Origin of the sequence: Pseudomonas sp. GM102, from assembly GCF_000282555.1 — a bacterium.
In the GTDB taxonomy this organism is placed as follows: domain Bacteria; phylum Pseudomonadota; class Gammaproteobacteria; order Pseudomonadales; family Pseudomonadaceae; genus Aquipseudomonas.
Genome location: NZ_AKJB01000020.1, coordinates 25,336 through 45,303, shown reverse-complemented (window position 1 = coordinate 45,303; position 19,968 = coordinate 25,336). Strand labels below are relative to the sequence as shown.

Annotated in this window: 15 protein-coding genes; 5 read left to right on the top strand and 10 right to left on the bottom strand. The window is 59.3% G+C overall.

Annotated elements, in window-relative coordinates; translation table 11 throughout:
* Nucleotides 1–18 precede the first annotated feature (18 nt).
* The gene (locus tag PMI18_RS23800) at nucleotides 19–918 is read left to right on the top strand and encodes a homocysteine S-methyltransferase family protein (protein ID WP_007896518.1); all 900 of its coding nucleotides are present in this window, start codon (nucleotides 19–21) and stop codon (nucleotides 916–918) included.
* Between the two features lie 120 nt (nucleotides 919–1,038).
* On the opposite strand, the gene PMI18_RS23805 is transcribed toward PMI18_RS23800, so the two are convergent.
* From PMI18_RS23805 to PMI18_RS23815, 3 genes are read right to left on the bottom strand one after another with little or no spacing between them, the layout of a single operon-like run.
* On the bottom strand, nucleotides 1,039–1,710 hold the full coding sequence (locus tag PMI18_RS23805; RefSeq protein ID WP_007896517.1) for a GNAT family N-acetyltransferase: 672 nt from the start codon (nucleotides 1,708–1,710) through the stop codon (nucleotides 1,039–1,041).
* A 17-nt stretch (nucleotides 1,711–1,727) separates the two neighbouring features.
* Nucleotides 1,728–2,174, bottom strand: a complete 447-nt coding sequence (locus PMI18_RS23810; RefSeq protein WP_007896516.1) for a GNAT family N-acetyltransferase — start codon at nucleotides 2,172–2,174, stop codon at nucleotides 1,728–1,730.
* Nucleotides 2,175–2,183: 9 nt separating this feature from the next.
* Nucleotides 2,184–2,807, bottom strand: a complete 624-nt coding sequence (locus PMI18_RS23815) for an FMN-binding negative transcriptional regulator (protein ID WP_007896515.1) — start codon at nucleotides 2,805–2,807, stop codon at nucleotides 2,184–2,186.
* A 90-nt stretch (nucleotides 2,808–2,897) separates the two neighbouring features.
* Between PMI18_RS23815 and pdxR the strand changes: the two genes are divergently transcribed.
* The gene (pdxR, locus tag PMI18_RS23820; RefSeq protein ID WP_007896514.1) at nucleotides 2,898–4,448 is read left to right on the top strand and encodes a MocR-like pyridoxine biosynthesis transcription factor PdxR; all 1,551 of its coding nucleotides are present in this window, start codon (nucleotides 2,898–2,900) and stop codon (nucleotides 4,446–4,448) included.
* Here pdxR and PMI18_RS23825 read toward each other — a convergent pair whose 3' ends face one another.
* From PMI18_RS23825 to PMI18_RS23840, 4 genes are all read right to left on the bottom strand, one after another.
* Nucleotides 4,449–9,020, bottom strand: coding sequence for a dermonecrotic toxin domain-containing protein (locus PMI18_RS23825; protein ID WP_007896511.1), 4,572 nt, complete (start codon nucleotides 9,018–9,020; stop codon nucleotides 4,449–4,451).
* 144 nt (nucleotides 9,021–9,164) lie between these two features.
* On the bottom strand, nucleotides 9,165–10,265 hold the full coding sequence (locus tag PMI18_RS23830; protein ID WP_007896510.1) for a polyamine ABC transporter substrate-binding protein: 1,101 nt from the start codon (nucleotides 10,263–10,265) through the stop codon (nucleotides 9,165–9,167).
* A gap of 13 nt (nucleotides 10,266–10,278) precedes the next feature.
* Entirely contained in the window at nucleotides 10,279–11,310 is a 1,032-nt protein-coding gene (locus PMI18_RS23835) for a histone deacetylase family protein (RefSeq protein ID WP_007896509.1), read from the bottom strand.
* A gap of 329 nt (nucleotides 11,311–11,639) precedes the next feature.
* A complete protein-coding gene (locus PMI18_RS23840; protein WP_007896508.1) occupies nucleotides 11,640–12,632 on the bottom strand; it encodes an AraC family transcriptional regulator in 993 nt (330 codons plus the stop codon).
* A 323-nt stretch (nucleotides 12,633–12,955) separates the two neighbouring features.
* On the opposite strand from PMI18_RS23840, the gene PMI18_RS23845 reads away from it, so the two are divergent.
* Nucleotides 12,956–13,354: a hypothetical protein gene (locus PMI18_RS23845; RefSeq protein WP_007896506.1), complete on the top strand. Its 399-nt coding sequence runs from the start codon at nucleotides 12,956–12,958 to the stop codon at nucleotides 13,352–13,354.
* Nucleotides 13,355–13,437: 83 nt separating this feature from the next.
* On the opposite strand, the gene PMI18_RS23850 is transcribed toward PMI18_RS23845, so the two are convergent.
* From PMI18_RS23850 to aspA, 3 genes are all read right to left on the bottom strand, one after another.
* Nucleotides 13,438–14,460 (bottom strand): asparaginase, encoded by a 1,023-nt coding sequence (locus PMI18_RS23850; protein ID WP_007896505.1) that lies wholly within the window; start codon nucleotides 14,458–14,460, stop codon nucleotides 13,438–13,440.
* Between the two features lie 175 nt (nucleotides 14,461–14,635).
* Nucleotides 14,636–16,087, bottom strand: a complete 1,452-nt coding sequence (locus PMI18_RS23855) for an alanine/glycine:cation symporter family protein (protein ID WP_007896504.1) — start codon at nucleotides 16,085–16,087, stop codon at nucleotides 14,636–14,638.
* Nucleotides 16,088–16,624: 537 nt separating this feature from the next.
* Nucleotides 16,625–18,049, bottom strand: coding sequence for an aspartate ammonia-lyase (aspA, locus tag PMI18_RS23860; protein WP_007896503.1), 1,425 nt, complete (start codon nucleotides 18,047–18,049; stop codon nucleotides 16,625–16,627).
* Between the two features lie 180 nt (nucleotides 18,050–18,229).
* Between aspA and PMI18_RS23865 the strand changes: the two genes are divergently transcribed.
* Both PMI18_RS23865 and purE read left to right on the top strand, forming a co-directional pair.
* Entirely contained in the window at nucleotides 18,230–19,147 is a 918-nt protein-coding gene (locus tag PMI18_RS23865; protein WP_007896502.1) for a LysR substrate-binding domain-containing protein, read from the top strand.
* 329 nt (nucleotides 19,148–19,476) lie between these two features.
* Complete coding sequence (purE, locus tag PMI18_RS23870; RefSeq protein WP_003196369.1) at nucleotides 19,477–19,968, top strand: 5-(carboxyamino)imidazole ribonucleotide mutase; 492 nt, start codon at nucleotides 19,477–19,479, stop codon at nucleotides 19,966–19,968.

The window sequence follows — 19,968 nt, the reverse complement described above, 5'->3', positions numbered from 1 at the left end:
CTTATGAGTGAAAAGAATATGGGCGCAGGCAGCACGGTAATTCTGGATGGCGGCATGGGTCGTGAGCTGCAACGCCGAGGGGCGCCGTTCAGGCAGCCTGAATGGTCGGCGCTGGCCTTGAGCGAATTGCCGCAAGCGGTGGAGGCGGTGCACGTGGCTTATATAGAGAGCGGCGCCAACGTGATCACCAGCAACAGTTATGCGGTGGTGCCGTTCCATATTGGCGAAGAGCGTTTCGCGGCTGAAGGTCAGGCCCTTGCGGCGTTGGCCGGTGAGCTGGCTCGGCGTGCAGTCGATGCGGCGGGCAAACCGGTGCGTGTGGCCGGTTCATTGCCGCCGTTGTTCGGCTCCTATCGCCCGGACCTGTTCGATGCAGCGCGGGTGACTGAGCTGCTGACGCCTCTGGTCAATGGCCTGTCGCCGCATGTCGACCTGTGGCTGGCGGAAACCCAGAGCTCGATCGTCGAGGCACGGGCGATCCATGCCGGTTTGCCGAAGGACGGCAAGCCGTTCTGGCTGTCCTTTACTCTGAAGGATGAGGACACCGACGAAGTGCCGCGTTTGCGCTCCGGAGAGCCTGTGGCTGAGGCTGCCGCGGTGGCGGCGGAGTTGGGCGTCCAGACTTTGCTGTTCAATTGCAGCCAGCCAGAAGTGATTGGCGCTGCGATTGATGCGGCACGGGAAACCTTCGAACGCTTGGGGGTGAAGATTCACATTGGCGCGTATGCCAATGCCTTCCCGCCGCAGCCGAAAGAGGCCACGGCCAATGACGGTCTGGACCCGTTGCGCGACGATCTCGACCCGCCGGGTTATTTGCAATGGGCGGCTGATTGGCAGAAGCGTGGGGCCAGTCATTTGGGTGGGTGCTGCGGGATCGGGCCGGAGCATATTGCGGTGTTGGCGCAAAAGTTAGCGTGATGCCATTCGCGGGCAAGCCTCGCTCCTACAGGTTTTCGATTGACCATAAAATGGTGATCGACGCAAAACCCCTGTAGGAGCGAGGCTTGCCCGCGAAGGCGTCCTGCCAGACGCCGAGGATTACTGGCGGCACTCCGCCAACGTTTTCACCTGCCCCGTTTCCGTCTGGTTCTCATCGGAAAGCCACCGCTCGAACCCCGCGCCAATCGCTGGCCATTCCGAATCCAGAATCGAATACCACGCCGTGTCACGGTTCTGCCCCTTGACCACCATGTGCTGACGGAACACCCCTTCAAAACTGAACCCCAACCGCTGCGCCGCATACTTGGAGCGGGCATTGCCGTTGTTGCATTTCCATTCCAGACGCCGGTAACCCAGCGCAAAGGATTCCCTGGCCAGCAGGTAAACCGCCTCGGTGCTTTTTGGCGAACGCTGCATCGGTGCGCCGAAGGTCACATGGCCGATCTCGATGCGACCCTGAGCAGGGACAATCGACATCAGGCTGAGGATGCCCTGGACGTTGCCGCTGGCACGGTCGATCACCGTGAAGAAATACGGATCGCTGTTGGCCGCGTGATTGTTCAGCCAATCGTTGAAAGCGCTGCGTTCCGGGAAAGGCCCATAAGGCAAATAATCCCAGAGCTTCGGGTCCGCGCCAGGGCCTTCCAGGGCTTCCCACAAACCGTCGGCGTGACGCACCGGGTCAAGTTTTTCCAGGCGGATGAAACGCCCTTCGATCAGTTGGACCGAAGGCGGCGGAACACCTTTCCAGTCCGCGAGTGAAGTCGACATGCTGCTCTCCTTGAACCTTAAAGGCCTTTGCGAAACTGGATGAAACCGGGGCGTTCGGCGATGCGCTCATAGAGCTGGATCGCGGTGGCGTTGGTTTCGTGGGTCAGCCAATGAACCTTGCAGCAGCCATCGGCCTTGGCCGTGGTGTAGACGAATTCGATCAGTTGCCGACCGACACCGGTGCCGCGGGTTTCTGGTGTCACCAGCAAGTCTTGCAGGTAACAGGAGTTTTCGATGCTCCAGTTCGAGCGGTGGTAGATGAAATGCACCATGCCCACCGCTTTGCCATCGGCCCAGGCCAGCGCCCCATGGGTCGGTTCGCTTGGATCGAGCAGGCGCTGCCAGGTGCTTTGGGTCACCGCCTCGGGCAGTTCGGTGTTGTAGAAGCGCAGGTAGGCTTGCCACAGCGGCAGCCAGGCCGCGTGATCGTCGGCGGTGACCTGGCGGATGTCGATCTGACTCATATTGATTCCTTAACGCATCAAGTGGGCGAGGGCCTGGTCGTGCACATCAGGGCTGGCGGCCAGCCCCTCGCGCACACCGGCGATGTCTGCAGCATTGCGGTTCTGGCTGAGCTTGCGCTTGCCCTCCAGACGCTGGATAGGCAGGGCAAAACCGACGATGGCCTTGAGCATGCCATCAATGTAGTCGGTGGGGGCATCAGCGACTTTCCATGGATTGATGCGACCCGCTTCATGACGATCAGTCAGAGCGCTGACCAGATTGCGCAGGCGATCAGCGTCGGTGAAAACTTCGGCCGTGCCATAGGCATGCACGGCGACGTAGTTCCAGGTCGGCACGACTTTGCCGTGCTCGGCTTTGCTCGGGTAGAACCCCGGGCTGACGTAAGCATCGGCACCGGCAAAAATCACTAGCGCCTCGGCGCCGTTCTGCAATTCCTTCCATTGCGGATTGGCTTTGGCGAAGTGGCCGTAGAGGGTTCCATGGGTGCCATGGTCGACATTCAGCAGTAGTGGCAAATGACTGGCTTGCAGGCCTTGCTCACCGTGGGTGACCAAAACGCCAAGGCGAGTGCCGAGTATCTGCTGATGCAGTTCATTCAAATCATCGATGGCGAAATTGCTGGGCGTGTACATGGAAATTTTCCTTGGCGAATGCGTTCATCCTAGGCAGGCTATTGGTCTGTTGTAAGAGCCATTAATGACCAATTTCATAGGTCCATTACCATGCCGAATCCGCCGCTTCCCTCGTCGTTCAATCCGGCGGGTATCGAACTCGACCGCCGTCAGGGCCTGAGTCGTCAGCTCTATCAAGCGCTGCGGGTGCGAGTGCTCGACGGACGATTGGCCAGCGGCACACGACTGCCGGCCAGTCGCGATCTGGCGGCGGCGTTATCGATTTCCCGCAACAGCGTGGTCCGGGCCTACGATCAGCTTTACGCCGAAGGCTTCATCGAGGGGCGTGTTGGCGACGGGACTTACGTCGCGCAATTGCCTCAAGCCGCGTTGCCGGTGAAAAAATTATCCACAAAAATATCCACAGGGTTTTCAACAGGGTTACCCACAGCCTTATCCACAAATTGGCTGGATTTGCCTGTGGTTTCATCCAGTAAAGTTATCCACAGCAGCGCTTTGGGGCGCGTTGAAAAGAACCATCTGGCCTTGCCTCCCAGTGGTCCGCCTCGGGCATTTCGGGTCGGCGTTCCAGCCTTCGATCTGTTTCCTTTCGAGGTCTGGGCCAAGCTAAATGCGGCTTTCTGGCGTAAGCCGGATTTGCAGCAACTGTGTTATGGCAATCCGGCGGGTGATGAACGATTGCGTGGATTGATTGCGGCCTACTTGCGCAGCTCGAGGGGCATGCAGTGCACGGCTGAGCAAATTGTGATCACCAGTGGCGCGCAGCAGGGGATCAGCCTTTGTGCACAGTTGCTGGTGGAGCCTGGTGATGGGGTGGGGATCGAAAATCCGGGTTATCGCGCCGCCGGTCATGCCTTTGCGGTAGCCGGTGCACGGTTGCATGGTGTGCCGGTGGACGAGGAGGGAATCGATTGCAACACGCTCGCGCAGTTGAGCGATTGCCGGCTGGCTTACGTCACGCCTTCCCATCAGTACCCGACCGGTGTGGTCATGAGCCTGGCCCGACGTCTGGACCTGCTCGCCTGGGCCGAGCGCAACCAGGGCTGGATCATCGAGGACGATTACGATGGCGAGTACCGTTACAGCGGCGCACCGCTGGCGCCGTTGGCGGCACTCGATCGCCATGGGCGAGTGCTGTATGTCGGTACCTTCGGCAAGGTCGCTTTTCCAGCGTTGCGACTGGGTTATCTGGTACTGCCACCGGGACTGGTGGAGGCGTTCGCCCAACGTCGAGCGGTGGATGTACGCCATTCGGAGGTGAGCACCCAAGCGGTGATGGCCGAGTTCATGGCGACCGGGCATTTCCAGCGCCATATCCGCCGCATGCGCCGCGCCGCCCTGAGTCGACGCAATTGTCTGTTGGCTCATTGGCCGACGAACATTGAGGGCGTTGGAAGCGTGCCGAGTGTGGCTGCGGGGCTGCATCTGACAGTCCCGGTGAGCGGCGTGGCTCGTGAGCGCGAGTTGATCGAACAAGCGGAAAGCGTCGGGGTCGAGGTCAACGGTTTGAGCAGCTACTGGTTGCCCGACTCGCAGACGCCGCTGGATCAGCGAGCCGGGTTGGTGTTGGGTTTTGCTGCCGTACCAGAGCCAGCGATCGAAGCGGCTCTGGCCCGTTTGCGCAAGGTCTGGGGCGGTTGACTACTTTTGCGGTTCAGGCTTGAGAAACAGATCCAGAACCAACGGATTGACGACCCGGCGCAGCGCGTTGTCCACCGCATCAAACGTGTTCAGTTCCTGACGTGTCTTGGCAGGCAGTTCTTGCAGGTACTCATCGGCGAACTTGAGATGGGCCGCCGTGAACTGATCATCCGGATCGGTCAATTTGTCGTAGTGAAAGTGTGCGACCCACAACGGTCTGTTGTGGCGTGTCTTGTCGACGATTTTGTATTCCTGGAAGTAGTCCTTGCGCTGTTTGGTCTTGATGCGGCCGCGCTGGTCTTTGATGATCTCGACCTGGCTGTGTTCCTGCAGCCATTTCAGATAAGCCTCCCTGGGTTTGCGCCCCATGAGCATGGTGCCGTAGACGCTGATGCCTGCGCGCCGCACTCTTGCGGCACCCTCGCGCAGTTCGGTACCCAAGCTCCCCACTGGAAAATCGCCGCTTCTGCGAGCAAATACCGCATCAACGTCATTGGCGGCTTGTTCGAGGCGGGTCGCCTGTTGATCGAACAGGTCTTTCATGTCCGCCGGAATGCGCGAGGGACGCTGTGCGTCCGTGCGCAGACGTTTAATGAACGCATTGAGTTCAGCGGCCAGAGAAAGCCCGTTGGCGACGATACCTTCATCGTCCAGTGCCGGCGGTTGCGTCGCACGCCTGGTCGCCGCCTTGACGATGGGGACTTCTTCGACAGGCTCCGGTTTTTCGGTAGACGGGGTCTTTTGCGCCTCACCTCCCCGTGGCCGGGATTTGCTCACCTTGATGATGGCTCGTGAAGTGGAGGGCGCCGGCTCAAGCCTGGCCATCGCGGTGACCGGTACGTCTTCAGGTTCCGGAAGCAAGTTGAGCAGACGGTTGCGCGCCAGTTGATGTAAATCCGCGACCAGCGTCTGAATGCGCTTGAATCGGACCGGCTCCAAATGATTGGGCCAGGCGACGGAGAGCTCCTGCAGACGTCGTTCGGAGTCTGCCAGGTGATCGACGAGGGCGGTGAGCTGATCGACATTCGCTGCCTCGGAGTCAGCAGACGTCAGGGTATGGCCTGCGTCAGCCGCATTGTCGACAATCTGTTCGACAAGCTCACGTACCTGACTCATGTCGCTGTCGGGCACTTCACGCAGGCAAAGCTCGGTGGACAGGCCGATTTCATTGGCTTCAAGGTCGTAGCGGGAGAATGACGGCAGTAACTTTCTCAGATCGCCGGCGACCTTGCGGGCAACGCCGGTATTGGTCATCAACCTGTTCAATGAGGTGTGCAGGTGAGCGAGGCAGTCAATCATTTCATCGCTCACGGCGATGGCCTTTTGTGCAGCTTCCATTTGCACGGCCCGAGGCATCGCTGTCGCAGATTCCGACGGGCTGACCAAGGGCACGACGATTTGCGCGTATTCGCGCAACTTCATTCTCAGCCAGCCGCTGAGGTAACGATGCTGCTCAACGGTGAACCGCATCAGCTGAGACTGATAAAAAACGCCTGCGCCCCCCGCTTCGCGCCACTTTTCGAGGTCTTCCAGTGCCTGGCGATATCCGTTGGCCAGCTCCTCGGACTTTGAGAGGTAAGTGGCTATGGCTTCGTCGGACATCGTGGCCGATACGTCGTTGGTCTCCAAGCGTTTCAAGGCCTCGTCCAGAGTGGCTTTTCGAGTAGCTTCCTGTGCAATGAACTGACGCAGTGCAGCCCACGCAGCATCCCTTCTTTTGGTTTTTTCACGCTGCAGGGCTGCGATCCGGCCGGTCGGGCCGCCGCCGCGTAACCGCAGTTTCAGATCCCAGTGCCATCGACCTTCGCCCTCGTCGAACTGCACACTAAAGCCGGACCGCAACGGATCGTTCGGGTCAACGATGAGCACCGGTTCGTCCGTTTCGGCACTGACCTGAAACCATCGCTCACCGACCTTGGCGTACAGCTTTCCCGCCAGTTCATGGAGATGATTGGCATTGGGCTGCGCGCCGTCCGGCAGATTCGGCGCCGGTACCTGGAATCGATTGATCTGTTGTAGAAATTGCGCCCCTGCATTGATACGGCCTGGCGGGACGGGCGCCAGGCTCGAGAGATGAGTCTCGGGCAGTTCGGCGCTCAGCGGGGTCGTGTCATGTGTGACCGTCGGCGGCTTTGTAGAGGAGGGTGTAATGAACAAAGGCTCATCCATGGGCAGCCGTTCTGGCGAGGCGTTTTCGCCGAATGGGCTTGAGAGCCGAATGCGCCGTGTCGCGACCCGTTGCGTGAGCAGTATGCCCAGAGTCAACAGGACATCACCGGTCGAGGACCACTCGATGATTATGTCGCCGCGCTCATGGGCATCCAGCGCCTGCTGGATCTGGTTGATGCTTTGCCAGACCCAGACTGCGCTGCCCGCCGAGCCGCTGAGAAAATTGGTGGCCACGCTGAACACCGCCCAGCCGCTGTCGGCCAGCAGCGCCCAGCGACGCTCGGCGTTGGAGGTGGATTGTCGGTCGGCGAGCCTGGTCATGGCCTGGCTGTTGTGGGTGAACAGGGCCGAGAGAATGTCGCCGCTCAGGGGGGTATTCGCCAGGTCGACGGAAGCGGTCAGGTCGAGATGGATAAACGGCTCGAAAGCCAGTTCGGTAATCGTCCAGGGCGAAGGTATTCCGTTGGAAAACACATACTGGGCGTATTCGAAACTCAACGCGCTGGTGGGCAGCCAGGCCAGAATCGAGTCGCGCAGTTCGCCCGACTGGTAAAACGCGTACAGCATGTTCTGCTCGGAAGGAAACTGGCGCAGCGGTTGATCCAGCAAGGGTTGATAAAGCAGGCAAGGGCCGCTCAAGCCCTCGCGCGGACCGATGATGTACATGTTCGCGACAGTGTCCGGCGTGCTGCCGAGACGATAGCGGGGCATGAACGCCAGCGGGCGAATCTGCACCGACCACTCTGCGGGTGGCGATTTGTTTTCGATCGACTCCATCAGTTGGCAGACCTGGCGGTAGCCCTGCTCATCGACACCACCCTGACGCTTGAGCTTGTACTCCAGCGCCAGCAACGGCAGCAGCAATGGCAGCTGACGGCAGTAGCGGGCCTTGTGGCGCAGGGCCTGCACCGGGTCGTCGATGAGTGTGCGCTTGATCAACTGCGGATAGGTTTCGCCGATGTTGACCTCGTTGGCCATGCGCAACAGAAAAGTGACAGTCATCCAGTCTGGTACAGCTGTGCCATCGGCGTAGGCCACCGTTGCGCTGTACGGGCGGGTATTGCACAGCGCAAATTCGGCCAGGGTTTCGACGCTGGGGTTGCGCGGGTCGGGCAGGGTAAAGCCACCGGCTTCGAAGCTGTGGGTAATGGTGATCCGAATATCGTTCAGTGGCAGTAAGGCGGCGCCTTCATCGGTTTTGTCGGCGACGATGGCATCGCGCATTTGCTGCTGGGCGTAAGTATGAATGAGGGGGATGTCTTCGACATTGAAGACGTCACTGTCGGCCTCGCCTCTGAGGGTTCCCAGATCGGTCAGGTAGCGGCCGTAGGCTTGAATATCGTCAAGCGATCCTGTCGATAGCCACTCGGGTATGGCGTTTGTCAGTTGTTCCACATGCGCACGATCTTTGGCGCTGATAGCGCCACTCGCGCCTTGTCGAGGGGCGGTGTGGGCCAATGGAGAGCGGCTGACCGGGTCGAGTGCATCGATGGCGTCGAGCTGAGAGCCCACCAATGCCCAGACCATGGCATCGAAAATGTTTTCCTCGGGTTCGTAGAGTCGCCACTTCAGGCTCTGGCCTCTCAGATCGATGTCGATTCGCCCGGGGAGGGCTGCGCCCAGTTGCTCCAGGGAATTGAACGATTCGTAGCCGCCGGTGATGGTGTACATCACGATCAGTTCACGGGTACCAACGGTCGCAGTCAGCACCAGCGCGCCCGGCAGTATCAAGTGCCGGGTGATATTGCTCTCGGCCATCTCGAAGTTGAGGTCGAGATCGAGCAGGCAGGCGCGAACAGCCGATAGCCCACTGCCGCTGCTCTGACGCAGCGCCTTGTCGGGGTATAGCGAAACGAGCCGTCCAAGGGTGCACTGATCCGCGTCCCAGCCAGTGACCGACTGAACGTTGAGCGCCTCCTTCAGGGTGTCGGACAGAATCTGCCAGCGCGGCAGTGGGCCGACGGTTTCATTCCAGTAGTCCAGCTGGCTTTGTTCGAAGGCCACAAACAGTAACGGCGCGTGTTCATTGAGCAGGCTGGTGATCGCATCCATGCTGACCGGTAAGTGGATGGGGTCGCTGGCATGGGACGTCAGGGTCAGGAAATGTTCGCCTTCGATATAGTTGGCTGTTGTTTTCGTGAAGCCTAAACGTGCCAGTGCGTGGGTCAGCGATTCGAAGTGATTGCCATGGGTGACCAGAGCCCCTCCGTGTGGGTGCCATACCGGCGACGCGAGCATGGCTTTGTCGGGGTCGATGTCTTGTTTGGGAAAGCGTTTCTTCAAGGCTTTTTGCAGAAGCTGCGCGGCGGCATCATGGAGTGTAGGGCCGCCGCTGGTTTGATCGATCAGGCGACTTTTTTTCAGCAGCAGTGATGAAGTGTTTGTTCGGATGTTTTCAGTCATGGACAGGAACCGGTTGGCGGATGGGGGGCAGGTATTGCCGTCTCGAACCGACAGTACCCAGGCGCAAACCGGGCCAGGTGGTAGATAAATATCGCAGACAAAAAAAGACCCGCGATGGCGCGGGTCTTCGGTTTGCGCGGTGTTTCAAGTGCCGGACTTGATCTTGGTCCAGGCGCGGGTGCGCGCACGTTCGGCATCACGAGGCAACGGTTGCAGGGTATAGAGCGTGCTCATCGCCGCTTCGGTCGGGTACAGGTTCGGGTTGTTGCGAATCGCCGGGTCGACCATTTCCGTGGCGTCCTTGTTCGGGTTCGGGTAACCGACGAAATCGCTGACCGGCGCGATGACCTGGGGTTGCAGCAGGTAGTTAATGAAGGTGTAGGCGTCTTGCGGGTTTTTCGCTCCTTTGGGGATCGCCAGCATGTCGAACCAGATCGGTGCGCCTTCTTTGGGCAGGCGCATGTCGACGATCACACCGTTCTTGGCTTCCTTGGCGCGGTTGGCGGCCTGGGAGAAGCTGCCGGAGTAACCGACTGCCACGCAGATGTCACCGTTGGCGATGTCGGCCATGTACTTGGACGAATGGAAGTAGGTGATGTACGGACGGATCTTCATCAGCAGCGCTTCAGCCTTGGCGTAGTCCGCCGGCTTCTTGCTGTTGGGGTCCAGGCCCAGGTGTTGCAGGGCCAGCGGCAGGATCTCTGACGGCGAGTCGAGCAGGGCCACGCCGCACTGCTTGAGTTTGCTGATGTTCTCTTCCTTGAAGATCAGGTCCCAGCTGTCCACTGGTGCGTTATCGCCCAGCGCGGCTTTGACCTTGTCCGGGTTGAATCCGATCAGGATGGTCCCGTACATGTATGGCACGGCGAACTTGTTGCCCGGGTCGTTGGCTTCGATCAGCTTCATCAGCTTGGGGTCGAGATGATTCCAGTTCGGCAGTTTGCTGCGGTCCAGCGGCTGGAACACCCCGGCCTCAATCTGCTTGGCGAGGAACACATTGGACGGCACCACCACGTCGTAGCCGGAGTTACCGGTCAGCAGCTTGGCCTCCAGCGCTTCGTTGGTGTCGAAGATGTCGTAGACCAGTTTGGTCTGAGTGTTCTGAGCCTTGAAATCTTCCAGTGCTTTGGGGGTGATGTAGTCGAACCAGTTGTACACCCGCAAAGTCCGTTCTTCAGCGTGAACGGCACCACTGAATACGGTGGCGCATAACACTGGAGCGATAAAACGCTTGAGTCGGTTCATTTGTTCTAATTCCTCATTGGGCGCTTTCAAAACCTTCGAGAACGTTCACGGCATTGATGCCGATTTCTTCTACCGCGTAACCGCCTTCCATCACGAACAGCGTCGGCTTGCCGAGACCCGCGATGCGCGCGCCCATCGCCAGGTAATCCGGGCTGTCGAGTTTGAACTGGGAGATCGGGTCGTCCTTGAACGTATCGACGCCCAGGGATACGACGACGATGTCGGCGCCGTACTTTTCAATCTCTTTGCAGGCCTGCTCCAGGGCTGCGCTCCAGCGGTCCCAGCCTGAGCCGGCGGGCAAAGGGTAGTTGAAGTTGAACCCTTCGCCCGGGCCTTCACCGTGTTCTTCTTCATAACCGAGGAAGAACGGAAACTCGGCTTCCGGATGGCCGTGGATCGAGGTGAACAGCACGTCGCTGCGCTCGTAGAAAATCGATTGGGTGCCGTTGCCGTGGTGGTAATCGACATCGAGGATCGCGACCTTTTTGTGGCCCTGATCGAGGAATGCCTGAGCGGCGATGGCGGCGTTGTTGAGGTAGCAATAGCCGCCCATCAAGTCGCTGGCGGCATGGTGCCCCGGTGGACGACACAAGGCGAAAGCACTGCGGGCACCGCGCTGAATCGCGGCTTGCGCCGTGAGGGCAACTTGCGCTGCGCTATATGCCGCTTGCCATGTGCCGGCGGTAATCGGTGCGCCGCCGTCGAAGCTGTAATAGCCGAGCTGACCGTGCAGGCTGGTGGGCATGATCCGGCGTAAGGTGCGGGCAGGCCAAGTGTAGGGCAGCAAGTCGCCGTCGGTATTGAATTCGGTCCAGCGCGCCCAGGCCCCTTTGAAGAAGTCGAGGTAGTCGCGGCTGTGGATACGCTCGATCGGTCCGAGACCGAAATCCTGCGGCGCCTCGACCGGGCCCAGATGGCGGGACTGTACGCGTGCCAACACATGGTCGGCCCGCGAGGGCATTTCGAAGCAGGGCATCAATTGCCCGTCCATCAATTCGCAACGGCCGTGATGCAAGTGGTGATCGTCCGAGTAGATCGTCAGCATTCTTGTTCTCCGCAGGCTGATTCGGTTGCACACAGTCTTGCGGCGGGCGGCGTTTGGGAGAACGGCAGGAAAGGCCAAAAGGGGATCGATATGGCCAAAAGATTTGACCGAAATTCGCCCCTTAATTGCACATCGACGCCCTCGAATGACGCACCTGTCCCCTGTAGGAGCGAGGCTTGCCCGCGAAGCTTTTGGCGTACTTGAAGTCGCCATCGCGAGCAGGCTCGCTCCCACAGTAGTTTTGCGCCGCACACAAATACGGGGTTCGCTGAAGATCCAATGTGGGAGCGAGCCTGCTCGCGATGGCGGCATTCAGGAGGCCGTCATCCTCAAGGCCTGAACTGACTGGGCGCCACACCACTCCAGCGCACAAATGCATGGCGGAAACTTGCGGTCTCGCTGAACCCCAACGCCTCGGCAATCCGATAGATCGGCAGTTGATCTTCGCAGAGCATTCGCTTGGCCTGCTCGAAGCGCAACTCATCGAGCAGTTCCTGATAGCTGCAGCCCAGGTCCTTCAGATGTCGGCGCAGGGTGCGCGCCGAGCAGTTCAACTGTTTGGCCAGCCCATCCAGGCCCGGCGCCGCGCTCAGTTGCGCAGCGAGTAGTTGGCGGATACGCCCGAGCCAGGCCTGACGCCCGGTGAATTCGGTGTTTTGCTTGCGACAACGCTCGGCCATGGCCTGGTGCGTGATGGCGTCGGCCAGAGGCAGGGGTTGTTCGAGCCAGCGTTTGTCGAAAGCAAAGGCATTGGACACAGCATCGAACTGCAAGGGGCAGTCGAAACGCTCGGCGTAGCGCGCCTGATAATCCGGCGCCGGGTGTTCGAAGCGGGCGCCGAGCAGAGGCAGAGGGTGGCCGAGCAAGTCTTCGCAGGTGACTTTCATCGAGACCAGGCAAAACTCGACATTGAACGGCGCCAGCGCCAGGTTTTCCCGATAGTCGCCCGCGGTGAGCCAGATGCGCTCGTCCTCTTCCTCCAGGCTCAACTCGAACAGTGTTCCCAATAGCGCCGGATAGTGCAGCGCCAACCGCAAGGCGTCACCTAAAGTGGCGCTGGTGAGTAAGGCGTACCCGAGCATGCCGTAGGACGAAACGTGCATTCGCCGGCCCAGTTCCAGGCCGATATCGCGGCGTAACGCGACGGCATTGGCGCAAACAAGCATCTCCTGGTTGGTGGTGATGCGCGTGTCCGCCCGGCTCAGATCCGCCGCGCTGATGCCGCTGCCGGCCAGCAATGCTTCGCTGGACAGGCCTTCGGCCTTGAAGGTGTTAAGCACCAGGGAAACGGCATTGAGGGTGGTGAGATGGGAGTGGAGCATAAGCGGTTCCAGCGTGGGGGAGAATAAATAGCAAGTTACATGCCGCTTTAACTTTTTCTAAAGATAACTTCGAATAAAAAGTATTGATTACTGGGATGCAGAGACTTGCGTCTGAACAGATTAATACGAAATAAAGTATGAGGCTACTATCAAAAATAGTAGGTTTTCGAAAGAAACTATGCCATTCATCGTTTTATCGACAAGTTATGAATTAATTATAAAATCTTGCACTTCTTAGTTGACTATGTATATTTTTTTACTAGCATAAAGTGTGGTCATATTCGACCGTCTAGTAATTTTATTGAATGATAAGGACTTCGCTTATGAATATTTTACAGCATAAAGCCAATCTTAAGAAGGCCAAGGCAGCAAAAGGAGAACTCAAGGTCAACGTAAATGGAGTGCAGGAAATCCTTCCTGCTGCGGCGGTTGATGATGCTGGACTCTTCTTATTGGCATACTTTGGTTCCGGACTTGGGGAGAATTTTACGGGTGTATCTTTTATACTTTTAAAAGATCATCTTGGAACAGAAGTGGGGCCTTCGGATGGATCCATATTTTACTGGGAGGACGGTGAGATTTATTCTTCGTCTGGCAGTAAGTTAAAAGTAAGCCACGATAGTGTTGGGGATTTATATTTTGGAAGTCTGAGCGCTGAGTTCACTGAGACTCCGGTTAAAAAAACGCTGACGGACGGCATTTTCAGTGTAAGTAAAGAGTAATAGGGTGTAGTTTTTATCATCCTCCCTCAAAGAAATAGAGGGAGGATGACATTATCGCTAAAGTAAGGCTCAACAAAACTAGTTCAGTTTTGGCTCAAGCGGTTGTTTAGTTCGCCGCACAGATCGAGCTCAACCAGCCGTCGAACTTCAGCGGTTTCAAGTCCTGCACCCAGCAGCCCATGCAACTTGCCAAACGCCGCCTCGCGAGTCATGCCGCCACCGGACAACACACCGGCGTCACGCAAGCGGCTGCCCGCCTCGTACACGTCGAGCTGCACGCCACCTTCATGGCATTGTGTAACCGCGACCACCACCACACCTTTGTCCTGCGCCCGTTCCAGGCTGGCGAGAAACGCGGGGTTGTCGCTTGGCCCGGTGCCGCTGCCATAACATTCCAGCACCAGACCCTGAATACCGCTGTTGAGCAGGCCATCCAGTTGCTCGGCGCCGATGCCGGGGAACAGGGGGAGCGCTGCGACCGTCGCCAGTTGTTTAGGCTGGTTGTAGTTCAATTGCGCCGGCACGGAAGTCGCTTTCACGCCGCCGCCCTGACGCTCCAGCCGTTTGAACGGATGACGGCCGAAACTGCGAACCTTGGCGCAGCGGGTCGGGTCGAGCAGTTCACCGTGGAAGTACAGATGAACGCCCGGTGCCAGGCCTTGGCCAAGGGCAACCAGCGCGCCGCTGAGGTTTTCCCAGGCATCGCTGTCGGTCACGCCGGCCGGCAGCATGGAGCCGGTGAACACCACGCGGGCATGCAGGCCGAGCAACTGAAAGCTCATGGCCGCAGCGCTGTAGGCCAGGGTATCGGTGCCATGCAGGATCAACACGCTGTCGCAGCCCTGGACATCAACGGCGTCGACCACCGCTTCACGCAGTTGCTGCCAGTAGGCGGGCGTCATGTTGGCGCTGTCGATCAGCGGCGACATCTCGCGAAAGCGCCACTGCGGTACCACCAGTTCGGGTTGGCTGTGCAGATACTCGCGCATCCGCGCTTCGAAACCGGACGCCGGCGCCAGGCCGTGGGCACTGGCTTGCATGCCGATGGTGCCGCCGGTGTAGAGCACCATGACGTGCTGGGCGGCAGGAAAAGTCGAGGAATTCATGGAGGTTCTCCGAAAACGATGTGGGAGCGAGCCTGCTCGCGATGGCAGCGACGTGGTCTCAAGCTCGAACCAAAACGGCAGCATCAAAAAAGCTGCCACAACCTACGACCGAGCATGACGCCGGTCGCAAGCTGTGTCACGCCGGGCGCAGAGGGTGCGCCCGGTTTTTTACCGATCAGCGTTGCGCTGCGGTCACGCCTTGCGGCTCGGCTGCGGCCGTAGGAGCGGCGGCTTGTGGATTGGCTGGCCAGGCTTTCAGGTCCAGGTCCAGATCCGGGAACTTGCTCGAATCGAACACCGGGGTCTTGATGCCGGCAGCGCGCTGGTCATCGTAGTCACGCAGGATGCGCATGCCGACCTTGAACAGCAGGAACAGCGCGATCAGGTTCACGAACGCCAGCAGAGTCATGGTGATGTCAGCGAAGGCGAACACCGTGCTCAGGTTCTCGATGGCACCCCAGAAGATCAATACCAGTACCAATGCGCGGTAGGCGATCAGCGCCTTGCGGTTTTCACCGATCATGAAGCGCAGGTTGTTCTCCCCCAGATAGTAGTTGTAGAGAATCGAGGTGAATACGAACAGCGCCAAGGCTACGGAGATGAACATCCGGCCCCAGTCACCGACCACGGCAGCCAGGGAGTTTTGGGTCAGGGCAATGCCGTCGCCTTCGAAACCCGGGGTGTAGAAGCCCGACAGCAGGATCAGCAACGCGGTGCAGGTGCAGATCACGAAGGTGTCGAGGAACACGCTGAACGCTTGAACCACGCCTTGCGAGACCGGGTGCTCGACCGAGGCCACCGCGGCCACGTTCGGCGCACTGCCCAGGCCTGCTTCGTTGGCGAACACGCCGCGCTTCACGCCCATGACGATGGCGCTGCCGATCAGGCCGCCGAACGCCTGGTCCAGACCGAAGGCGCTTTTGACGATGGTCATCAACATGCCCGGAACGTGATCGAACTGCAGCACGATCACGTAGATGGTCACGCCGATGTACACCAGGGTTTTCACCGGTACCAGCAGGTCAGCGACCTTGGCGATCCGCTTGATGCCGCCGATGAACACCAGACCCAGCAATACCGCCAGGCCCAGCCCGGTGTAAGTGGTGTCGAGGCCGAAGGCATTGTTCAGCGAGTGGGTTACGGCGTGGGCTTGCAGGCCATTGAAGGCGAAGCCGAAGGTGATCAGCAGCAGGAACGCCATGATCATGCCCAGCCAGCGTTTCTGCAGGCCGTGCTGAATGTAGAAGGACGGGCCGCCACGGAACTGGCCTTCGGAGTCGCAGCGCTTGTAGAGCTGGCCGAGGGAGCATTCGAAGAAGCTGCTGGACATGCCGACCAGCGCGGTCACCCACATCCAGAACACGGCACCGGGGCCACCAAGGGTCACGGCGATGCCGACACCGGCGATGTTACCCGCACCGACGCGGCCGGCGAGGCTGAGCATCAGGGCCTGGAACGAGCTGAGTTGACCGGCGCTGCTGCGCAGGCTGTCACGGAACACCGCGAACATGTGGAAGAAATGACGGAACTGGACGAAACGCGAGCGGATCGTGAAGTAGCTACCGAGCCCGACAATGAGCACGATCAGTACTTTCCCTGAGAGGAAGTCGTTGATGACTTCGAGCATGGATTATTCCTCGCTATTTTTTGTGTGTGCGAATGCTGGGTGGTTGACACATCGCGTTACACCCGATTGTGCTCGGCACAACAGGTTAGGCGAAGGTTCGTCCCGGTTCCATTTCGCGGGTTTGTTATTAGTTCGGGTTCGCATGGGTTTGGGCCTCGTTACCGACGACCGCTCACGCGAAGAGGGCCGGCACTATACATAGGAGAGTGCCATCCGTCTGCACGGTTGTGGTGCAAGCGACGAAACGAAGCTTTGAAACACCCGACGTTACCGGCGTCGGGCTTATGTAGAAGCTGCTCTTTTGTGGGAGCGGGATTGCTCGCGAATGCGGTCTGATATCCACCACTCAGGGTGACTGACGCACCGCCTTCGCGAGCAAACCCGCTCCCACATTTTTCAGCTTCCAGACATTCTGTTGTGGCTGCCAAAGAGTTAAAAAAAAGGGCTTGAGGGAGTAAATCCCCAAGCCCTCAAAAGGTGAGAGGTGTCTAGTCCCTCGACCTGGTGAGCGTGCTCTTCAAAAGAGCCAGCGTTTGGTTAAGCCTTCAAAGGCACCAGACGCGGAGCAATCATGTTTTCCGGGCGCAGGATGTCGGCGAGCATTTCTTCGTCGAGCAAGCCTTCTTCACGCACCAGTTCCAGCACACCGCGGCCGCTTTCAAGGGCGACACGGGCAATACGGGTGGCGTTTTCATAGCCGATGTACGGGTTCAGTGCGGTGACCAGGCCGATCGAGTGTTCGACCAGTTCACGGCAGCGCTCTTCGTTGGCGGTGATGCCGACGATGCAGTGCTCGCGCAGCATGTCCATGGCGCGCTGCAGCAGGCGGATCGAGTCGAAGATCTTGAAAGCGATCAGCGGCTCCATCACGTTCAGTTGCAACTGGCCGCCTTCGGCCGCGATGGTCAGGGCCAGGTCGTTGCCGATGATCTGGAACGCAACCTGGTTAACGGCTTCCGGAATTACCGGGTTGACCTTGCCTGGCATGATCGAGCTGCCTGGCTGACGCGCTGGCAGGTTGATTTCGTTGATGCCGGTGCGTGGGCCGCTGGACAGCAGACGCAGGTCGTTGCAGATCTTCGACAGCTTGACCGCGGTGCGCTTGAGCATGCCGGAGAACAGCACGAAGGCGCCCATGTCGGAGGTGGCTTCGATCAGGTCGGCGGCCGGTACCAGCGGTTGACCGCTGATAGTTGCCAGGCGCTGAACGGCCAGGGCCTGGTAACGCGGGTCGGCGTTGATGCCAGTACCAATCGCGGTGCCGCCCAGGTTCACTTCGGTCAGCAGCTCAGGTGCCAGGGTCTTCAGACGCGCCAAGTCTTCGCTCAGGGTGGTGGCGAAGGCGCGGAATTCCTGGCCCAGGGTCATCGGCACGGCGTCTTGCAGTTGGGTACGACCCATCTTCAGAACGTGGCTGAATTCTTCACCTTTGGCGGCGAACGACTGGATCAGGCTGTCGAGGCTGGCCAGCAATGCGTCGTGACCCAGCAGCAGACCCAGGCGGATCGCGGTCGGGTAGGCGTCGTTGGTCGACTGCGCCATGTTCACGTCGTTGTTCGGGTGCAGGTATTGGTATTCGCCTTTGCTGTGGCCCATGGCCTCCAGCGCGATGTTGGCGATGACTTCGTTGGCATTCATGTTGGTCGAAGTGCCAGCGCCGCCTTGAATCATGTCCACCACGAATTCTTCGTGGAAATCGCCGCGGATCAATCGGGCACAGGCTTCGCTGATGGCAGCGTGCTTGGCTTCGCTCAGGTGACCCAGCTCGCGGTTGGCGTCAGCGGCGGCCTGTTTGACCATCGCCAGACCGACAACCAGTTTCGGGTAATGCGAAATCGGAACACCGGAGAGACGGAAGTTGTTCACCGCTCGCAGGGTTTGGATACCGTAATACGCTTGAGCAGGTACTTCGAGTACGCCAAGCAGGTCTTTTTCTGTGCGGAAAGATGCAGCGGAGGACATGATAGAAATCATCTCGATATGGACCCGGTCTATGCCGGAACACTGCAAATGCTAGGCTTGTGAAGAGTTTTGAGCCAATGCTGTTAAACACTAGCCTATGCACATTCGGCATAATGCCCATGTGACGCCGCGTGCGCGGCGAACGTGTGACCTAAATTGGTGCGTGTCCGGGAGGGCGTGATGAATCTGGAAAGCAAATGGCTCGAGGACTTCAGTGCTCTGGCCGCCACCCGCAGCTTCTCCCAGGCGGCTGAGCGCCGCTTCGTGACCCAGCCTGCATTCAGCCGGCGGATCCGCAGCCTTGAAGCTGCGCTGGGGCTAACCTTGGTCAATCGCTCCCGTACGCCGGTCGAGTTGACGGCGGCGGGGCAGCTGTTTCTCGTCACCGCGCGAACCGTGGTCGAACAGCTGGGCGAAGTACTGCGTCATCTTCATCACCTGGAAGGCGGGCAGGGCGAGGTGATGCAGGTTGCCGCCGCTCATTCCCTGGCGCTGGGTTTCTTCCCGCGCTGGATCGCACAATTGCGCAACGAAGGGCTGAACATCGCCACGCGACTGGTGGCGACCAACGTCGGCGATGCGGTGCACGCGTTGCGCGAAGGCGGCTGCGATCTGATGCTGGCGTTTTACGACCCGGATGCGGCCATGCAAATGGACCCGGAGATTTTCCCGTCGCTGCACCTGGGGGATACCGAAATGCTTCCGGTCTGCGCCGCCGATGCCGATGGCAAACCGTTGTTCGACCTGGAAGGCGAGGCCAGTGTGCCGCTATTGGCCTACAGCGCCGGTGCGTTTCTTGGGCGTTCGGTGAACATGCTGTTGCGCCAGCGGGCGCTGCGATTCACCACTATTTACGAAACCGCCATGGCCGACAGCCTGAAAAGCATGGCGCTGGAAGGCCTGGGCATCGCCTGGGTACCGCAACTGAGCGTGCGCGCCGAACTGGCTCGCGGTGAGTTGGTGGTCTGCGGCGGTCCGCAATGGCATGTGCCACTGGAGATTCGTCTGTATCGCTGCGCACTGGTGCGCAAGGCCAATGTGCGGTTGTTGTGGCGCAAACTGGAGGGCGGCACGGCCCAAGGCACAACGGGTTCCTGAGAACAATGAAAACCCTGTGGGAGCGGGCTTGCCCGCGATTGCGGCGTTTCAGGCAACATCATTGTTTGCTATGCCGGCCTCATCGCAGGCAAGCCAGCTCCCACAGGGATTTGTGGTGGATTTGATTGACCTGCGGGTCAATAAAACCGGCACTTTGCGCCGTATGACAGATGGTCGTATCGGGGGCTGTTTATCTGCTTCTTTGAGGTATACTGCGCGGCCTTCGGCCGGTTTTACCTGGCCTTAATTCGTACAATCAAGCCACGCATTCTGCGTGGCTTGTTGTTTTTTGACGCGCCTGCGGGCGCCCAGAGAGAAGAGGCACGACGATGAGCGCACTGGTTGGCGTGATCATGGGCTCCAAGTCCGATTGGTCCACCCTTAGCCACACCGCCGATATGCTGGAAAAGCTCGGCATCCCTTACGAGGTGAAAGTGGTCTCTGCCCACCGCACCCCGGACCTGCTGTTCCAGTACGCCGAAGAGGCTGAGGCCCGTGGCATCGAGGTGATCATCGCCGGTGCCGGTGGCGCGGCCCACCTGCCAGGCATGTGTGCGGCCAAGACCCACCTGCCGGTGCTGGGCGTACCGGTGCAGTCTTCGATGCTCTCGGGCGTCGATTCGCTGCTGTCTATCGTGCAGATGCCCGCGGGCATTCCGGTCGCCACCCTGGCCATCGGCAAAGCTGGCGCGATCAACGCAGCGCTGCTCTCGGCGAGCATCCTGGGCGCCAAGCATCCGCAATTTCATACCGTGTTGAAGAAATTCCGCGCTGAGCAGACAGACAGCGTCCTGGACAATCCAGACCCACGCATCGCCTGA

Coding starts and splice junctions, on each gene's coding strand:
- PMI18_RS23815 (WP_007896515.1), bottom strand. CDS start 2,807: ATGTACACGCCCAGCAATTTCGCCATCGATGATTTGAATGAACTGCAT.
- PMI18_RS23800 (WP_007896518.1), top strand. CDS start 19: ATGGGCGCAGGCAGCACGGTAATTCTGGATGGCGGCATGGGTCGTGAG.
- purE (WP_003196369.1), top strand. CDS start 19,477: ATGAGCGCACTGGTTGGCGTGATCATGGGCTCCAAGTCCGATTGGTCC.
- PMI18_RS23830 (WP_007896510.1), bottom strand. CDS start 10,265: ATGAACCGACTCAAGCGTTTTATCGCTCCAGTGTTATGCGCCACCGTA.
- pdxR (WP_007896514.1), top strand. CDS start 2,898: ATGCCGAATCCGCCGCTTCCCTCGTCGTTCAATCCGGCGGGTATCGAA.
- PMI18_RS23835 (WP_007896509.1), bottom strand. CDS start 11,310: ATGCTGACGATCTACTCGGACGATCACCACTTGCATCACGGCCGTTGC.
- PMI18_RS23850 (WP_007896505.1), bottom strand. CDS start 14,460: ATGAATTCCTCGACTTTTCCTGCCGCCCAGCACGTCATGGTGCTCTAC.
- PMI18_RS23840 (WP_007896508.1), bottom strand. CDS start 12,632: ATGCTCCACTCCCATCTCACCACCCTCAATGCCGTTTCCCTGGTGCTT.
- PMI18_RS23805 (WP_007896517.1), bottom strand. CDS start 1,710: ATGTCGACTTCACTCGCGGACTGGAAAGGTGTTCCGCCGCCTTCGGTC.
- PMI18_RS23855 (WP_007896504.1), bottom strand. CDS start 16,087: ATGCTCGAAGTCATCAACGACTTCCTCTCAGGGAAAGTACTGATCGTG.
- PMI18_RS23810 (WP_007896516.1), bottom strand. CDS start 2,174: ATGAGTCAGATCGACATCCGCCAGGTCACCGCCGACGATCACGCGGCC.
- aspA (WP_007896503.1), bottom strand. CDS start 18,049: ATGTCCTCCGCTGCATCTTTCCGCACAGAAAAAGACCTGCTTGGCGTA.
- PMI18_RS23825 (WP_007896511.1), bottom strand. CDS start 9,020: ATGACTGAAAACATCCGAACAAACACTTCATCACTGCTGCTGAAAAAA.
- PMI18_RS23845 (WP_007896506.1), top strand. CDS start 12,956: ATGAATATTTTACAGCATAAAGCCAATCTTAAGAAGGCCAAGGCAGCA.
- PMI18_RS23865 (WP_007896502.1), top strand. CDS start 18,230: ATGAATCTGGAAAGCAAATGGCTCGAGGACTTCAGTGCTCTGGCCGCC.